Raw genomic sequence first — 16,064 nt, 5'->3', positions numbered from 1 at the left:
CTCTAGCGCCCAGCACCTAGCGCCTAGCGCCCAGCACCTAGCGCCTCAGCTCACGCAGACGTTTCGCGAATCATCTGCTCGGTCGTCGTAAGGCCCTTCATGACCTTGAGCCACGCGTCCATGCGAAGCGTGAGCATGCCGTCCTCGATTGCCCCGTCCTTGATCTCGGCGGCGCCGACGTTCTGCATCACGAGCTTTCGGACGTGCGGCGTCATCACCATGACCTCGTACACACCCTGGCGTCCTTTGAGGCCAGTACCATTGCACGCGTCGCAGCCCTTGCCCTTGAAGAACCCGAGCTCCCCGATCGTGGTGTCGAGGCTCAGGGTCTCGAGATACGGCACCGCTTCCTTCGTCGCCTTTTTCTTCGCGTTCTGTAGCGCTTCTTCGGTGAACCGAAGCTCGCGCATCGTCGTTTGGCGCGTGACCTTGGCCGCGGTTAGCTCCTCGGTCGTCGGTTCGTACTGCACCTTGCAGCTCGAGCAGATTTTGCGCACGAGACGCTGCGCCAAAATCAGGTTGAGCGCCGAGGCCACGTTGAACGGCTCGAGGCCCATGTCGAGCAGACGCGTCACGGTCTCAGGCGCCGAATTCGTATGCAGCGTCGAGAGCACCATGTGGCCCGTGAGCGCGGCCTTGATGGCGATACCGCCAGTTTCGAGATCTCGAATCTCGCCGACCATGATGATGTTCGGATCCTGACGCAAGAACGCTTTCAGCGCCGCGGCAAACGTCATGCCGATTTCGTTGCGCACCAGGACCTGGTTGATACCGAAGAGGTTGTACTCCACGGGATCTTCCGCCGTCATGATGTTGACGTCGATCAGGTTGACCTTCGAGAGCGCGGAATACAGCGTCGTCGTCTTGCCGGAACCCGTCGGACCGGTGACGAGCACCATACCGTACGGATTCTGGACCGCCTCCATGAGATCCTGCTCGGCGCGTGGCTCGATGCCGAATGCCGAGAGATCGAACGTGAGGTTGCCCTTGTCGAGAATTCGGAGAACGATCTTTTCGCCGAAGAGCGTGGGCAACGTCGACACGCGGAAGTCGATGACCTTGTTGCCCATCTTCAGCTTGATACGACCGTCCTGCGGCACGCGTCGCTCGGCGATGTTCAGCTGCGACATGATCTTGAAGCGCGAGATGAGCGCAGCCTTGAGCTTCATCGGCGGCTTCATCACTTCCTGCAGCGCGCCGTCGATGCGATAGCGAACTCGAATCTCGTGCTCGAAGCACTCGAAGTGAATGTCGGATGCGCCGCGCTTCACCGCATCGGTGAGAATCGCGTTGATCAGCTTGACGACCGGCGCGTCTTCCATCTGCGCCTGCAGCGCAGCCTGCGAGACTTCCTCTTCGGTTTCCTCGACGACTTCGACGTCGCCGCCGCCCTCGGCCTCGAGCTCGTTGATGGTGTCCATGAGGGACGCCATCTGCGCATCTTCGGTCGCGCCAAAGGTCTTGTCGATCATCCCGCGCAGCGTGAACTCGCCGGCGAGCACGGGGAAGATGTCGTACCGCGTGATGAACTTGAGGTCTTCGAGAACACCCAGGTTCGCCGGATCGGCCATCGCGACGGTGAGCGTGCGTCCGTCGCGCTTGAGCGGAATGACGAGATTCTTATGCGCGAGATCCGCCGGAATCATCTTCGCGATCTTCGGATCCAGCTCGAAGCGCGAGAGATCGACAGCAGGCATCTTGTGCTGCTTGGCCAACACCTTGGTCAACTCCAGCTCCGGAACGAAACCGAGCTTGACCAGGTTGTAGCCGATACGCGTTCCGTTCTGCTTCTGCTCCTGAAGGGCCTTGGACAACTGCTCCTGCGTGATCAGGCCCTCTTTGAGCAAAAGCTCGCCGATGCGTTCGACCGTGTTGATGTTGGGAGCAGCCATCGGCGAGAAGAATTGGAAGCAGGTTAAACGACTTCCACGGCGAAGCTGCTGCGCCTCGCTGTGTCAAGAATCTTTGCCATCACAGCCGCCGAAGCGCTGTGATTTCGGAGACAATCAGTCAATTCGTCCTGCCTGGCTCCTGGCGATGCCTTCCCAAACGCCCTGCAGATACGTGGCGCCGAGCGCTCGGTCGTAGAGACCGTAGCCAGGGCGTCCCTTTTCGTTCCAGATCATGCGTCCGTGATCAGGGCGCATAGGGCCTGCAAATCCAGTATCGTGCAGCGCGCGCAAAACCTGATACATGTCTACGTCACCGAATTGCGTTGGATGAGGACTCTCATGAAAGCGACGCTCACCCGTGCGACGCACGTTGCGACAATGTGCGAAGTGAATGCGACCGCGCGCCCCGAGTTCACGCGCCATCGCGGGCAAGTCATTCGATGGATCTGCGCCTAGAGAACCAGTGCAGAACGTGACGCCGTTCGCCGGATCGTCGACGATGCGCGTGAGTCGATCGAGTGCGGCGGCGTTGGTAATGATTCGCGGCAGACCAAAAATCGGCCACGGCGGATCGTCCGGATGGATGGCCAATTTGACCTTCACGCTGGCGGCCACTGGAACGATTCGTTGCAGGAAAAAGGCAAGGTTCTCCCACAACCGCTCGGCGTCGATTGCCGAGTAGCCGGCGATCAGCGCCTGGAGCGACTCGGCGTCGTATGCGGCGGCCCATCCCGGGAGGTCTCCCGTTCCTTTGGAGAGATCGATGCGCGCCAGTGTCGCGTCGTCATACGACAGCGCCGTGGACCCGTCGGACATGGCCATGGCCAGGTCGGTACGAGTCCAGTCGAAAATCGGCATGAAGTTGTAACAGAGCACCGGCACGCCGATGGCTCCCATGCGCAGGATGCTCTCACAGTACTGGTCGACGAGGCGGTCTCGAGTCGGCCGACCAAGCTTGATGTCCTCGTGGACGGGAATGCTCTCGATGACCGCGAGCTCCAGCCCCGCCGAGTCGACTGTTTCGGCCAGGCGCTCCAACCCCTCGCGTGGCCAGGCATCTCCGACGGGCACGTCGTAGAGGGCGCTGACGATGCCCCGAACGCCGGGAATCTGGCGGATGTGCGCGAGCGGAATGGGGTCGGTGGGTCCGAACCAGCGGAAAGAGGGCTTCACAGGTCGTGGGTCTCTGGTCTGAGGTCTCTGGTCTCAGGGTTTCCGCCTTCATTATAGAGGGCGGGCCGAGCAATGGGGCCGTGGGCGTCACCCTGTGAACTCAGACCAGTGACCAGTGACCTGGGATCTGGGACCAGTGTCCTCGAAGGCCGCTATGGCGCTTCTGCGTGAATCGTCACAGATTGTGGCCGCTTTAGTTCCTCCCCCGAACAAAATCGCCCACCAGGCGGTTTCGCTCTCGTATCAAATCAGTAGGCGAAGTGGTGGACCAATATTGTTCTTTGTAAGAACAAATCCCAGTCGCGACGCGTCACCTGGAGGAGATCCCCGAATGCATTGGATGCGAGCCGCACGACAACTCGCCACCGTTACCGGAACGCTGTTGGTCGCAGCGGCGTCGGCAGCGTCGGCCCAAACCGGCACCGCTCGAATTAGCGGAACCGTCACTGATCGGACCGCCGGAGCCCCGATCGCCAACGTCAACGTGATCGTGGTCGGCACCGAGGCCGGCGCCCGGACAGGCCCCGACGGAAAATTCACGATTGCTGCGGCACCCTCCGGGTCGCAGCGTGTGCGCGCCTCGCGAATCGGCTACGCGCCGACCGACCAGCTGGTGACGCTGACCAGCGGCCAGACGGCGACGATCAACTTTGCGATGGCGACGGCGTCGGTCACGCTCGATCAGATGGTCGTCGTTGGCTACGGCAGCCAACGCCGCTCCGATCTCACCGGCTCCGTCGCATCGGTCACGCCGAACGTCGACCAGACACCCGTTCTCTCTCTCGAGCAAACGCTCCAGGGTTCGGCTCCCGGCGTCATGGTGACTCAAGCGTCCGCGGCTCCGGGCGGTGCACTGTCGATTCGCGTTCGCGGCGGCGCGTCGGTCACCGGGAACAATGAACCGCTGTACGTTATCGACGGTTTCCCGATCGAAAATGATCCGGACAACCAGAGTCCGAGCGACGGCGGTCGCGATGCCACGACGACGGTGCCATCGAACCCGATGGCCGCGTTGAATCCGAACGACATCGAGTCGATTCAGATTCTCAAAGACGCGTCGGCGACATCGATCTACGGCGCGCGCGGCGCGAATGGCGTCATCATCATCACGACGAAGCACGGTTCGACCGCGCGACCGAAGTTCACGCTCGATTCGTACACGGGCACACAGAGTGTCGCTCACCGCTACGACCTGCTGAACGGCAAGCAGTTCGCCGAATTTGCGAACGCATGGTCGGTCGTCAACGGCACGGGCGTCATCTTCGCCGATCCGTCGTCGGTATCGAACACCGATTGGCAGTCGCAGATCTTCCGCAGCGCCCCAATGCGCAATGTTCAGGTGGGTGTCACCGGCGCCGCTGGTGCAACGAACGCCACGCGCTACGCGATCTCGGGCGGCGTCTATCAACAGGACGGCGTCGTCGTCAACTCGGGCTTCAAGCGCACGTCGATGCGCGGCAATCTCGACCAGGCCGTCGGCGACAATTTCCGGTTGAGCAGCAGCCTCACGCTGAGCCGCGCTCAGAGTCAGTCGATTCCGACCGATGGATCGCTCAACGGCGGCGCCGGCGCAGTCGGCGCAGCGGTCGACTACTACCCGATCCTTCCGGTCCGCCAGGCGAACGGCGTGTACACGTTGATGAGTCTCAACAGCCCGTCCACGGTGTTGCAGGCGCAGTCAAATCTCGCGAACCCGGTGTCGATGGCGAACGACGTCACCGACAAGCTCCTCGACACGCGCATTCTTGCCAACGCGTCGGGCGAGTACGACATGTTTGGAGGACTCAAGTTCAAATCGAGCGTCGGCACCGACCTTTCGAACCGCGGGCGCGACACGTACTACCCGCGCACCACGCTCATGGGTTCGCAGGTGAACGGTCAGGCTATTCGCGGTAAGACGCAGACGACGAACTTCTTGAACGAGAACACGCTGTCGTACAACCACAGCTTCGGAACGATGCACGCGTTCGACGCGGTTGTTGGCTATTCGCGGCAGCAGAGCGATCTGGAAAACAGCACGATCAAGAACAGCAACTTCGTCAGCGACATCGACGTTTTTGAATCGATCGGCTCGGGCACGCAGATCGGCGGACCGAACGTTACGTCAGGCCACACGCGCTGGACGCTCGCATCCTACCTCGGGCGTCTCAATTACACTTTGCTCAACCGCTACCTCTTCACGGTCACGAGCCGTCGCGACGGCTCGTCGCGCTTCGGCGAGGATCACCAGTGGGGCGTCTTCCCGTCGGCCGGGTTCGGCTGGCGCGTGTCGGACGAGCCGTTCATGGCACGCTTCCCGGCGATCGAGCTGCTCAAGTTCCGCGTCACCACGGGTACCGTCGGCAACCCGTCGATTCGCCCGTATCAGTCGATGGCACACCTGCTGTCGCAGCAGTACACGTTTGCCGGCACCGTGGTCCCGGGCTACTACCCGGCATCAGTCGCCAATCCGAACCTCGGTTGGGAATCGACCAAGCAGGTCGACTACGGCGTGGACCTCGGTGTGTGGGGCGGAAGAATCAGTCTCTCCGGCGACATCTATAAGAAGAAGACGAACGATTTGCTTCTCGCCGTCAACCTACCGTTCGAGTCGGGCTTTGCGACGGCGCTGCAGAACACGGGCGCGGTGACGAACAACGGTGTCGAGCTCGGAGTCACGCTCACTGTTCTCGACGGAAAGAAGAGTCCGTTCGGCTGGACGACCACGTTCAACTACTCGCGCAACCGCAACAAGGTTCTCGATCTCGGCGGCGGCGTGCAGCAGATCTTCGCCAACAGCGTCAACTCCGATCTCAAGTTGCTCGGCAGCTTGATCCAGGTTGGCTACCCGCTCGGCGTGTTCTACGGCTACAAGACCGATGGCCTGCTGCGCGATTCCGCGACGGCGGCGGCGTACACGACAGCGGTGAAGCCACTCTCCGGTACGAAGTGGAACGCCGGCGACGCAAAGCTCGTCGACGTCAACGGCGACGGCGCCATCACGGTTGCCGACCGCACGATCATCGGCGATCCGAACCCGAAGTTCACCGGCGGCTGGATGAACACGCTGTCGTTCAAGCAACTGCGCGTGAGCACGATGATGGACTTCGTGCGCGGCAATCAGATCCTGAACCTCAACAACATCCGCCTCGAGCAGGGCAGCCCGGCCACGAACATCGTTGCCGATCGTTGGCTCGACGCGTGGTCCATGACGAACCCGAACGGCAAGTACCCGCGCATCAACTTCACGCCGGGCACAATCGGTTCGGACATCACGAGCGACCTGCTCGAAGACGGCTCGTTCGTTCGCCTCCGCAACATCACGGTCGACTATCCCCTTCCCGACAAGCTGATGTCGCGGATCGGTGTCACGTCGACGCGCGTCTACGTCACGGCGTCGAACTGGAAGACCTGGACGAGCTACAGCGGCTTCAATCCCGACGTGAGCAGCCTCGGCCTCGGCAACACGAACCGCGGTATCGACGTCGGCGCGTATCCGCTGGCGAAGAGCGTCACCTTCGGCGTCAACGTTTCCTACTGAGCGCGAGGACAACTACACATGCATAAGCGATGGGCAGCAGTCGTCGCCCTCGGCGCGATGGGTTTCATTCTCGCCTGTGACGACAACAAATTCCTGACTGAACGGCCGTTCGACTTCATCGGACCGGCCAACTTCTACAACAATGCCGGTGACGCGCAGGCCGCGATCAACGGCGTGTATGCCGATTTCATCAACAGTACCGGCGACAACTACTACGGCCGCAACCTCGTCATGATCGTCGAGCACATGACGGAGATGTGGACGTCGCGCCTCGGCGCGACGAACGAGCGCATGCAGCCGGACGTGTACGCGATTCCTGTCAGCCATGCGTACGTCCAGTCGATCTGGGCTGCCGCGTATGACGCGATCAATCGCTCCAATTCGGTGCTCGATCACGTACCGAGCATCTCGATGGACACGGCGCTTCGCAGCCGCATTGTGGCCGAAGCGAAGTTCCTGCGCGCGACGCACTACTTCAACCTCGTGCGTCTATATGGCGGCGTTCCGCTCAAGCTGCACGAAACACAGGGCCTCGACAGCCTGGCAATCCCGCGTAACACTGCGCAGGAAGTCTACGCGCAGATCGAAACAGATCTGAAGGACGCGATCGCGGTTTTGCCGTCGCAGAAGGCGTACACCGGCTCGGACATCGGCCGCGCGTCGAAGGGTGCCGCGAAGACGTTGCTCGCCAAGGTGTATCTGCAGCGCGCCGGTACGGGCGTCGGCTCGACTGCCGACTGGCAGAACGCGCTCACGTATGCACGTCAGGTGCAGGCCGACGGAGACTACTCGCTCGTCGCCGACTACAAGTCGCTGTTCGATTTCATCGGCGGTACCGTGCAGGAGCGCAACAGCGAAGTCATCTTTGATATCCAGTGCATTCGCGCAAATGGACTCGGCGGCCGCATCTCGTCGCACATGGCCGCGAACGCGACCGCACCATACCTCGGCGCATCGACGAACGGATCGTTCGAAGCAGAGAGCATCTGGTTCCACTCGTTCCGCGCCGATGACAAGCGCCGTGACGGAACGTTCGTGTTCTCCTGGAACAAGGGCGGCACGATCGTCACCTGGAACGAAGCGCTGACGGCCTCGCAGCCATACGCGAGCGAGACGCCCTTCCCGCGCAAGTTCCTCGATCCTCTCATGACGGGAACGAGCGCCGAAGAGCCGAACTACATCGTGCTACGCTACGGCGAAGTGCTGCTGATGATCGCCGAAGCGGCAAACGAAGTAGCCGGCGGACCAACGGCCGAGGCGTACACGGCCGTCAATGCGATCCGCGCACGAGCGGGCATTCCTGCAATGACGCCCGGACTCAGCCACGACCTGTTCCGCGATTCAGTGTTCAACGAGCGTCGCTGGGAGTTGTCGCTCGAAGGCCCGAACGGCTACTTCGACAGTCAGCGTAACTGGGCGTGGGCTAAGGCGCGGGTCGAGCAGAGCATGAAGCTCGCACGCTCGAGCAGCAGCAAGTTCCCGAAGGCGAACAACACACCGATCGCCGACACGTACAAGCTTCTTCCAATCCCGCAGCGCGCGATCGATCTGAACCCAGCGCTGAAGGGCCATCAGAATCCGGGCTGGCCGCAGTAGGTCGCTCCGGTTCCTAAGCAGAACGCGTCCGACGCAGCGTATCGCGTCGGACGCGTTTTGTGTTTGTTGGGTCGCCTTCTTCGACACAAATAACACGAATAGAACGAATGAAACACTAATACTGCTCTTGCTGACCGGCTACGAACTCCGATCCACGCAAGGAGTCATTCTGCAGTAATTCGTGCGATTCGTGTATCAGTAGTTCGATGGCCGGAACGAGCGAGGCATTCAGAGAACGCGATACCAAAGCATCAGCCGACGCGCAGAGCGGCGAATGTCGGCGCGGCCACCAGCGCGACTGCGCCGAGGAGACGATACTCCGCCGGATTCGAATCCGGATATACCGGCGTCGCGCGCGCCGCGTCGGTGAGCGTTCCCTCGACCAGCGATGAGCGGATCGAACCCTCGATGAGATCCCACGCGGCAGTGATTTCGCCGCCGATGTACAAGCGCTTCGGGTTGTATGCGCTGACGACCGCAGCGAGGCCGCGACCAATCTGCCTTCCCGTTTCGGTGAGAGCACTCACTGCCGCTGGCTCGCCCTGCTGCGCGCGTCGAATGATCTCTTCAACCGCCGGTGCGCGCTTCCCCTTCGAACCGCCGCTCGCACTCGGGCCGGCAACCGCCTCGATGTACCGCGCAATCGTCGACGAGTTACAGGCAAAGGCTTCCCAGCAACCGCGCTTACCGCAGGCGCACAGCGGTCCGCTCGGATCGAGCGAGACGTGCCCGAGTTCGCCCGCGGTGTGATGTTCGCCGCGCAGCACTTCGCCAGCCATCACGATGCCGACGCCAACACCATCAGAGACGCTGACATAGGCGAAATTATTCACTGCGCGCGGCTCGCCCGTCATCAGCCAGAGTCGCGCGAGCGCACACGCAATCGGTGCACTCTCCACCGAAACAGGCACGTCGAGATGTTCGCGCACGGCGTCGCGGAGATGCACGTCGCGCCACCCGAGTCGCGGAGCGTACAGAATCTGCCCGGAGCGACGGTCAACCATTCCCGGCACGACGATACCGATGCCCTGCAACGCGGGCGTCTCGCCATCACCATCCGGGCGCGTCGCAAGAATCGACTCGACATGCGTGACGAGACACTTGGCGAGATCTGCCGGCTGACGCGGTGTGTCGAACACGCGACGATCGAGAACGGCGCCGCTAAAGTCCGCGAGGGCAATCGACGTCTTCCCCGGACGCACGTCGACGGCAATGGCAAAACGCCCGCTCGTCTGCACACGGATGAGAGTCGGACGGCGGCCGCGTACCGACGCCGCGGGACCGGTCTCGTAGACCTCGCCCGCCTGCAACAGATCGCGAACGATCGCCGTGAGTGCGGCGCGCCGCACATTCATCCGACGCGCCAACTCTGCGCGTGAAATCGGTTGGTGCTCGCGGATCAGATTCAGAACTATGCGCCTGTTGACCTCGCGCGGCGTCGCGCGAGTGGCCAGACGATAGTTCCGTGTGTTGATCTTACGCATGTTCTGCGACCTGACGATCGCGCAGTGTGATCACAACGCGACCTCACCGGTCAGCGCCGCACGAAGCACTTCGGCGCCCGTGCGAACCATCTCGGTATCGCAGCTGAACGCAAAGCGAATTGCGTCAACACACTGCTCGCCGAAGGCATCGCCCGGCGCGCTGCCGATTCCGTTTGCCGCCAACCGCGACGATAGCTCGTCAGCACCACGCACGCCCAGGCGCGAATAGACCTCCTGACCGAGCTCGGCCCATACGTAAAAGGCGCCACGCGGCGTGAAAGGCTGGACGCCCGGAATACCCGAGAGTGCGTCGATCAGCAGATCGCGGCGAACGGTGTACTCAGCGCGCATTACCGCGAGGTGCTCCTGCGGACCCGTAACTGCCGCGACCGCGGCCCACTGCGCCAGGCTGTTCACGCCGTTGATCGTGCAGCGAAGCAACTTCTGAATGCGCTCCTGCAGCATCGCCGACCGCGTCGCAACATAGCCGACACGAAGCCCGCTCATCGCGTGGCTCTTGGAGAACGAGAAGACGCTGATCACGCGATCGGCGTAGTCGCCTGCGATCGACGCGATGGAGGTATGCGAGTACGGCTCGTACAACACATCCTCGTAGGCTTCGTCCGAAACGATCCACAGGTCGTTCTCACGCGCCACGGTCACGAGTGCTTCGAGCGACTCGCGAGTCATGACCGCACCAGTAGGATTGTGCGGCGAGTTGACGAAGATCGCGCGCGTGTTCGGCGTGATCGCTCGCGCAACCGCTTCAGGATCGTACGCGTAGTCAGTCGCCGAGTTCACCGGTACTCGCACGACGACGCCGCCGGCGAGGCGAATGTTCTCCGCAACCTCCGTCCACATCGGATCCGGGATGATTACTTCATCTTCCGGGTTCAACAGCGCGCCAAACGTCACGTAGAGCGCGTGCATCGCGCCGTTCGTGAGGAAAATGTCCCGGGGCAGGATCTCCGCGATGCCGTTCTTCGTGCGCAGCTTTTCGGCGAGTGCGCGGCGGAGCTCAGGGATCCCGTCGTTGGGCACATAGTGCGTCTTGCCCGCGGCGCCAGCGTCGGCCACAGCCTGAAGAACGTGCGGTGCAACCGAAAAGCTCGGATCGCCCGACTCGAAGCGAATGACTCGCGCGCCCTTCGCCTGCGTGCGGAGAAGGATCTCGCGAATCTGAACGATCTTGCCAAGCGAGATGCTGTCGAGTCGATGTGTCGCGGACGTGTCCGACGCCGAAGATTGCATGCGAGCCTCAGAGGGAAGTGGTAGTGGCGGAGGGAGGGAAAAGCGTCGAGCGCGTGGTGACGGCGAGTGATACACCAACCGTCACCCGCGGATTCAAGACAACATGAAATTTTCGAGGTCGGCGAACGATGTCGCGACGAAGTCGGCGTGCTCCACCACCGTCGCGCGATTCACAAAACCCGTGAAGGCGACGAACGTGTGAACGACATCGCGCATGGCGAGGTCGGTCGCACCGTCGCCCATGGCGACGATCGGTCCGTCGAGATGCAGATCGGCGACGACCTGACGCTTGCCATCCGTCGTGGTGAGCGGCGAGTTCGCGTCGAACCCGACATACGCACCGCCCGCGTCGAAGCGCACGGGCACGGCGTGTACATCCGCCGGTCCGAGACCGAGGTGCAGCGCGAGACGCAGCAGCGCGTGGCTGATGCCTCCGCTGACAAGTACGACCTGCACGCCGCTGCGTCGAATGCGCGCGATCGCCTCGACCGCGCCAGGCGCCACTGCGTCGACGTACGCGCGCGACAGCGCATCCACTTCGTCGCGTCGCGGACGAATCTCGGCTAGTCGCAGGCCGTACACCTGCTCGAGCGGAATCGCGCCCTGCATCGCCTTGTGCGTCAGATCCGCCACACGGCGCGAGACGATCTCACCGCGTCGTGCGGCCAACCAGTCGATGCCTTCAATGCCCGAGAGCGTCGAATCGACGTCGAGAACGAGGCTGCGAAATGTCGTGGTCATTGCGCTCACGGTCATGATGCCATCCCAGAAGAGTCGTCGTCGAGGTCAGAATCGGTGAAATTCACAACCGTCGCGGACCGAACATCCGGACTCGCGAGTAGTTTCTTGCGAAAGTGCGCGTCGATCGTGCCGTCGACGGTGATCGCAGCCAGAGCGTTGCCACCCTGTGACGTTCGCGATTGGTGATACTCGGCGATGTTGACGCCGGCGTCGCCGAGCAACGTTCCGACGCGCCCGATGACGCCGGGTACGTCGGCGTTGGTCAACACAAGCATCGTACGCCGAGGCGACACGTCGACCGCAAACTCTCCAATGCGCGTGATGCGCGGGCTCGCACCCGGTGCAGCAACGGCCGCTACCGTGATTTCGTCGCCGTCACTTCGCACCGTGACCTGTAGCAGATACGGCTGATCCGCCGCGACAGCGGGCGCAACGGCGAGCACGATACCGCGCGCTTCGGCCTGCGCCCGCCCATTGACGATGTTGAGACGCGTTCCTTCGACGACACCTTCCACGACTCCGATCGCCGCCGCCGACAGCAGCAACGTGTCGGCGTGCACGAGCTGGCGTCCGAGTCGAAGCGTGAGCTGTTCCACGGCGCGAGCACCGCGATCGGCGAGCAGTGCACGCGCCATGGCCGACGAGCGACGCGCGAGCAGCATGGCATTGCGGAGCTCGTCCCAATGCACGTTCTCTCCGCCGTCGATGTTCACCGCACTCGACAGTTGACCACCGAGGAGGGCATCGCGAACGCTGGCGCAGACGTCGACGGACACATTGCGCTGCCCCTCGGCAGTCGATGCGCCGAGGTGCGGCGTCAACACGATGCGGGGCGAGCTGCGCAGCGGATGGTCGGCGCCGAGCGGTTCTTTGACGAAGACATCGATGAGTGCGCCACGAAGGCGTTCGGTCGCAAGCTCGGCGACGAGATCGGCTTCGTCGATGATACCGCCGCGGGCGAGATTGGCGATGATCGCGCCGTCGTGGAGCAGACCGAGCTCGCGCGCGCGAATCATTCCGCGCGTCTCGTCGTTGAGCGGCGTATGGATCGTGACGATGTCCGCTGCCTTGAGCAGCGCATCGAGATCTTCGGCGCGCGTTGCCTGCAGCCGCTCGAAGCGATCGGCGGTGACGTATGGATCGTAGGCGATGAGCGACATTCCGAATGCGCGCGCGCGTACGGCGATCTCGCCGCCAATGCGACCGAGTCCGATGATGCCGAGCGTGCGCCCGCGCAGCTCGGTGCCGAGCAGCGCGCTGCGATCCCAACGTCCCGCGCGCATCGATGCGAATGCGTCGGGAAGGTGGCGAACGAGCGAGATCAGAGATCCGAAAAACAGCTCGGCGACGGAGACCGTATTGCCGGCGGGCGCGTTGATGACCGCGATGCCGAGTGACGTGGCCGCGGGGATATCGATGTTGTCGGTGCCGACGCCTGCGCGACCGATGACCTGGAGGCGGCGTGCGCGTCGCAGCAATTCAGCAGGAACTTGCGTCGCGCTGCGTCCGACGATGGCGTCGTAGTCGCCGATGACGTCGAGCAACTCGCGCCATGGCGTTGTCGGTCGTTCGTCGACGTGGAATCCGGCTGCGGCGCGGAGCAATTCGACGCCCTCGGGATCGACTTGGTCGGTCACCAAGACATTGAAGCTTCGCATAGACAGTAGAGGCGTCGGCTGAGGGGAGTCGGTGTCCGAACTCAATGTACGAAGAAATGCGTCCGATTTGCAAATATTTTCTCGTGTGCATTTGTATTTCTGACATACAAATAGCCAATGCACCGACTTTCGTGCGTATTTTGCACTATTTGGTTGACACTTCGTCGGTTTTGGCCTATCGTGCGCCATTCCAGCACCCATTCCGCGCGAAGAGGAGAGATCGTGAAGCTCATCGTGACTGTCGTTCGCCCAGAGCGACTCAGTGCCGTGAAGGAAGCGCTGTTTCGCGTTGGGGTGACGGGGATGACGCTATCGCGCGCGAGCGGCCACGGCGGCGAACAGGAAATCGTCGAGCACTACCGTGGCTCGTCCGTCGTGCTCGAGTTCCGCGAAAAAGTGCGCATCGAAATGGCCGTGTCCGAATCGTTCGTGCAGCCCACGATCGACGCGATTCTCCAGGCCGCCCGTACGGGAGACGTCGGCGACGGCAAGATCTTCGTCCAACCGCTCGACCACGTGATTCGCATCCGCACCGGCGAAGCAGATCGCGACGCGCTCACGCCCGTCACCGCCGACGAAGTGCAGAGTCGTGCACAACTCATTCAGGAGTTGGTATGACCCCAACGACGATTTCTGCCGGCGATACTGCGTGGGTACTCGTATCCACCGCACTAGTGCTGCTCATGGTGCCCGGGCTGGCGCTGTTCTATGGTGGACTTGTTCGCACGCGCGCCGTCCTCAACACGTTCATGATGAGTGTCGCTGCGCTCGCGGTGGTCGGTGTTCAGTGGGTGCTCGGCGGATACTCGCTCGCCTTTGGCCCGGGACGAATCATCGGCTCGTTGTCGTGGGCCGGCCTCCTCGGCGTCGGTGTCGCAGCAGGCCCATACAGCGCGACGATTCCGCATCTCGCCTTCGTCGGCTTTCAAGCGATGTTCGCAGGCATCACCGTCGCGCTCATTTCCGGCGCAATGGTCGAGCGAATTCGCTTCCACGCGTACATCCTGTTCGCGCTGCTGTGGACGACGTTCGTCTACGATCCACTCGCGCACTGGGTCTGGGCGACCGACGGGTGGCTGCACAAGCTCGGCGCACTCGACTTTGCCGGCGGAACAGTCGTACACATTAGCGCGGGCACCGCCGCGCTCGTCGCCGCAGCAATGCTCGGCAAGCGCCGAGATTTTGGGCGCACGCCGCTTCGGCCGCACAACGTGGTGTTCACGCTCACCGGCGCTGCCCTGCTCTGGGTTGGCTGGCTCGGCTTCAACGCTGGTTCGTCGCTCGCCGCCGATGGCATTGCTTCACTCGCGCTCGTGAACTCGCACGCCGCCGCTGCTGCTGCACTGCTCGCGTGGTTGACGATCGACTTCGTGCGCGGTGGTCAAGCGACAGCTGTGGGCGCAGCGACAGGCGCCGTGGTCGGACTCGTGGCGATTACGCCCGCCGCCGGATACGTCTCACCGCTTTCGGCGATCCTGATTGGCATTCTCGGTGCCTGTGCGAGCTACGCAGCCGTACAATATCGCGGCCGGACGTCGATCGACGACGCACTCGATGTATTCGCCTGCCACGGCGTGGCGGGCATCGTTGGTGCCGTGCTCACCGGCGTGTTCGCGTCGAAGGCCGTGAATCCATCAGGCGCCGACGGCTTGCTGTTCGGCAACGCCAAGCTCTTCGGCGTTCAGGTGCTCGCCGTCGTATGCACGATCGCGTTCACCGCACCGGTGACGGCCCTCGCGCTCGCGCGACTTCGCGCGGTTGGTTCGCTACGCATTCCGCTGCCGAACGAGATGTCTGGCGTCGACGTGAGCGAGCATGGCGAGCACGCCTACGACGACGGAGAGATGTCGGGTCTCGCCGGTACCGGCGGCTTGGGCATCAACGAACCAGTATTCATTCCCACGACGGCGAAGGTCGTCGTGCGCGCGTCAGAAGCAGCGTAAGGACGGGGTCCCACCCCCACACACGCACGTCGAGTAGCGCGCTCCCGGGCGCTACTCGGCGTGCGTAATGTGTTTTCCGAGGGTCGGCACGGCATCATGAAGCGCGCGTGATGCAAGACGCGCAACCGCCGTCGCTCCCGCAGTGTTGAGATGCGTGTCGTCCTGGTGACCGTCGGGATACATCGCGAACTCTCCGGGCGCGGTCCAGTTGTAGAGCTTCTTCGATCCGTCCACACCGGCATCCTGAACGAGCGCCGACGTAAGCGACTCGAGATCGATGAATGGAACATCGAGAGAGGTCGCGACTGCGCGCACCGCGGCCGGATACGCACCGTGCGTGGCTTGCAGCTTTCCCGCAGCCGAGAACTTTCTGCGAGCGATTGGCGTGAACAACACAGGGATCGCGCCCTTCGCCCGCGACTCACGAACGAATCGTTCGAGATTCTGCCTGAAGGTCGTCTCCGGATTCGTGTAGCGGGTAGAATCTTCTTTCTTTTCGTCGTTGTGGCCAAACTCGATCAGCACGTAGTCGCCCGTGTGCAGCTCGGCCAGGACGGCACTCCACTTTCGCTCGTCGATGAAGCTCTTGGTGCTGCGGCCATTGAGCGCGTGATTCTTCACGACGACCTGGTCATCGAAGAAGCGCTGAAACTCCATTCCCCAGCCGCGCTCGGGATTCGTATCGGGGTTCGGCTTCTCGGCCATGGTCGAGTCGCCGATCATGTGCACCGCGATGGTGCCCGGCTGCGGCGCGAACGCGCCGAACGCGATGCCCACGATCGCAGCGAATCGTGCGCGCATCGTCG

General features: G+C 62.6%; 11 protein-coding genes. 4 read left to right on the top strand and 7 right to left on the bottom strand.

The window, feature by feature from the left end:
- Positions 1–50: 50 nt before the first annotated feature.
- Complete coding sequence (locus AC6H4Z_RS05330; RefSeq protein ID WP_497545699.1) at positions 51–1,892, bottom strand: GspE/PulE family protein; 1,842 nt, start codon at positions 1,890–1,892, stop codon at positions 51–53.
- A 114-nt stretch (positions 1,893–2,006) separates the two neighbouring features.
- Positions 2,007–3,065 carry a mannonate dehydratase gene (gene uxuA, locus AC6H4Z_RS05325; protein ID WP_497545698.1) on the bottom strand — a complete coding sequence of 353 codons (1,059 nt, stop codon included), beginning with the start codon at positions 3,063–3,065 and terminating at the stop codon, positions 2,007–2,009.
- A gap of 331 nt (positions 3,066–3,396) precedes the next feature.
- Here uxuA and AC6H4Z_RS05320 point away from each other — a divergent pair, with 331 nt between their 5' ends.
- Both AC6H4Z_RS05320 and AC6H4Z_RS05315 read left to right on the top strand, forming a co-directional pair.
- Positions 3,397–6,585, top strand: coding sequence for a SusC/RagA family TonB-linked outer membrane protein (locus AC6H4Z_RS05320; protein WP_497545697.1), 3,189 nt, complete (start codon positions 3,397–3,399; stop codon positions 6,583–6,585).
- Between the two features lie 18 nt (positions 6,586–6,603).
- Positions 6,604–8,181 carry a RagB/SusD family nutrient uptake outer membrane protein gene (locus AC6H4Z_RS05315; RefSeq protein ID WP_497545696.1) on the top strand — a complete coding sequence of 526 codons (1,578 nt, stop codon included), beginning with the start codon at positions 6,604–6,606 and terminating at the stop codon, positions 8,179–8,181.
- A gap of 251 nt (positions 8,182–8,432) precedes the next feature.
- Here AC6H4Z_RS05315 and AC6H4Z_RS05310 read toward each other — a convergent pair whose 3' ends face one another.
- The 4 genes from AC6H4Z_RS05310 to serA all read right to left on the bottom strand — a co-directional run bounded on the left by AC6H4Z_RS05310 (position 8,433) and on the right by serA (position 13,315).
- Positions 8,433–9,665, bottom strand: a complete 1,233-nt coding sequence (locus AC6H4Z_RS05310; RefSeq protein WP_497545695.1) for an ROK family transcriptional regulator — start codon at positions 9,663–9,665, stop codon at positions 8,433–8,435.
- 30 nt (positions 9,666–9,695) lie between these two features.
- Positions 9,696–10,916: a pyridoxal phosphate-dependent aminotransferase gene (locus AC6H4Z_RS05305; protein WP_497545694.1), complete on the bottom strand. Its 1,221-nt coding sequence runs from the start codon at positions 10,914–10,916 to the stop codon at positions 9,696–9,698.
- 93 nt (positions 10,917–11,009) lie between these two features.
- A complete protein-coding gene (locus tag AC6H4Z_RS05300) occupies positions 11,010–11,672 on the bottom strand; it encodes an HAD-IB family phosphatase (RefSeq protein WP_497545693.1) in 663 nt (220 codons plus the stop codon).
- The gene (serA, locus tag AC6H4Z_RS05295; RefSeq protein ID WP_497545692.1) at positions 11,669–13,315 is read right to left on the bottom strand and encodes a phosphoglycerate dehydrogenase; all 1,647 of its coding nucleotides are present in this window, start codon (positions 13,313–13,315) and stop codon (positions 11,669–11,671) included. Before serA ends, AC6H4Z_RS05300 begins: the two co-directional genes overlap by 4 nt.
- 222 nt (positions 13,316–13,537) lie before the next feature.
- On the opposite strand from serA, the gene AC6H4Z_RS05290 reads away from it, so the two are divergent.
- Positions 13,538–13,933: a P-II family nitrogen regulator gene (locus AC6H4Z_RS05290; protein WP_497545691.1), complete on the top strand. Its 396-nt coding sequence runs from the start codon at positions 13,538–13,540 to the stop codon at positions 13,931–13,933.
- Positions 13,930–15,258 carry an ammonium transporter gene (locus AC6H4Z_RS05285; protein ID WP_497545690.1) on the top strand — a complete coding sequence of 443 codons (1,329 nt, stop codon included), beginning with the start codon at positions 13,930–13,932 and terminating at the stop codon, positions 15,256–15,258. Before AC6H4Z_RS05290 ends, AC6H4Z_RS05285 begins: the two co-directional genes overlap by 4 nt.
- A 51-nt stretch (positions 15,259–15,309) precedes the next feature.
- On the opposite strand, the gene AC6H4Z_RS05280 is transcribed toward AC6H4Z_RS05285, so the two are convergent.
- Positions 15,310–16,059, bottom strand: a complete 750-nt coding sequence (locus AC6H4Z_RS05280; protein ID WP_497545689.1) for a rhamnogalacturonan acetylesterase — start codon at positions 16,057–16,059, stop codon at positions 15,310–15,312.
- Between the last annotated feature and the right edge of the window lie 5 nt (positions 16,060–16,064).

Source organism: Leucogemmata humicola, assembly GCF_055379415.1.
The sequence above is the reverse complement of the archived record's forward strand: the minus strand, read 5'-3'. Positions and strand labels throughout refer to the sequence as shown.

What these genes read in the sequence shown, in the direction of transcription:
- AC6H4Z_RS05285 (WP_497545690.1), top strand. Translation starts at nt 13,930, where the DNA reads ATGACCCCAACGACGATTTCTGCCGGCGATACTGCGTGGGTACTCGTA.
- AC6H4Z_RS05300 (WP_497545693.1), bottom strand. Translation starts at nt 11,672, where the DNA reads ATGACCGTGAGCGCAATGACCACGACATTTCGCAGCCTCGTTCTCGAC.
- AC6H4Z_RS05310 (WP_497545695.1), bottom strand. Translation starts at nt 9,665, where the DNA reads ATGCGTAAGATCAACACACGGAACTATCGTCTGGCCACTCGCGCGACG.
- AC6H4Z_RS05315 (WP_497545696.1), top strand. Translation starts at nt 6,604, where the DNA reads ATGCATAAGCGATGGGCAGCAGTCGTCGCCCTCGGCGCGATGGGTTTC.
- AC6H4Z_RS05330 (WP_497545699.1), bottom strand. Translation starts at nt 1,892, where the DNA reads ATGGCTGCTCCCAACATCAACACGGTCGAACGCATCGGCGAGCTTTTG.
- AC6H4Z_RS05305 (WP_497545694.1), bottom strand. Translation starts at nt 10,916, where the DNA reads ATGCAATCTTCGGCGTCGGACACGTCCGCGACACATCGACTCGACAGC.
- serA (WP_497545692.1), bottom strand. Translation starts at nt 13,315, where the DNA reads ATGCGAAGCTTCAATGTCTTGGTGACCGACCAAGTCGATCCCGAGGGC.
- AC6H4Z_RS05320 (WP_497545697.1), top strand. Translation starts at nt 3,397, where the DNA reads ATGCATTGGATGCGAGCCGCACGACAACTCGCCACCGTTACCGGAACG.
- AC6H4Z_RS05280 (WP_497545689.1), bottom strand. Translation starts at nt 16,059, where the DNA reads ATGCGCGCACGATTCGCTGCGATCGTGGGCATCGCGTTCGGCGCGTTC.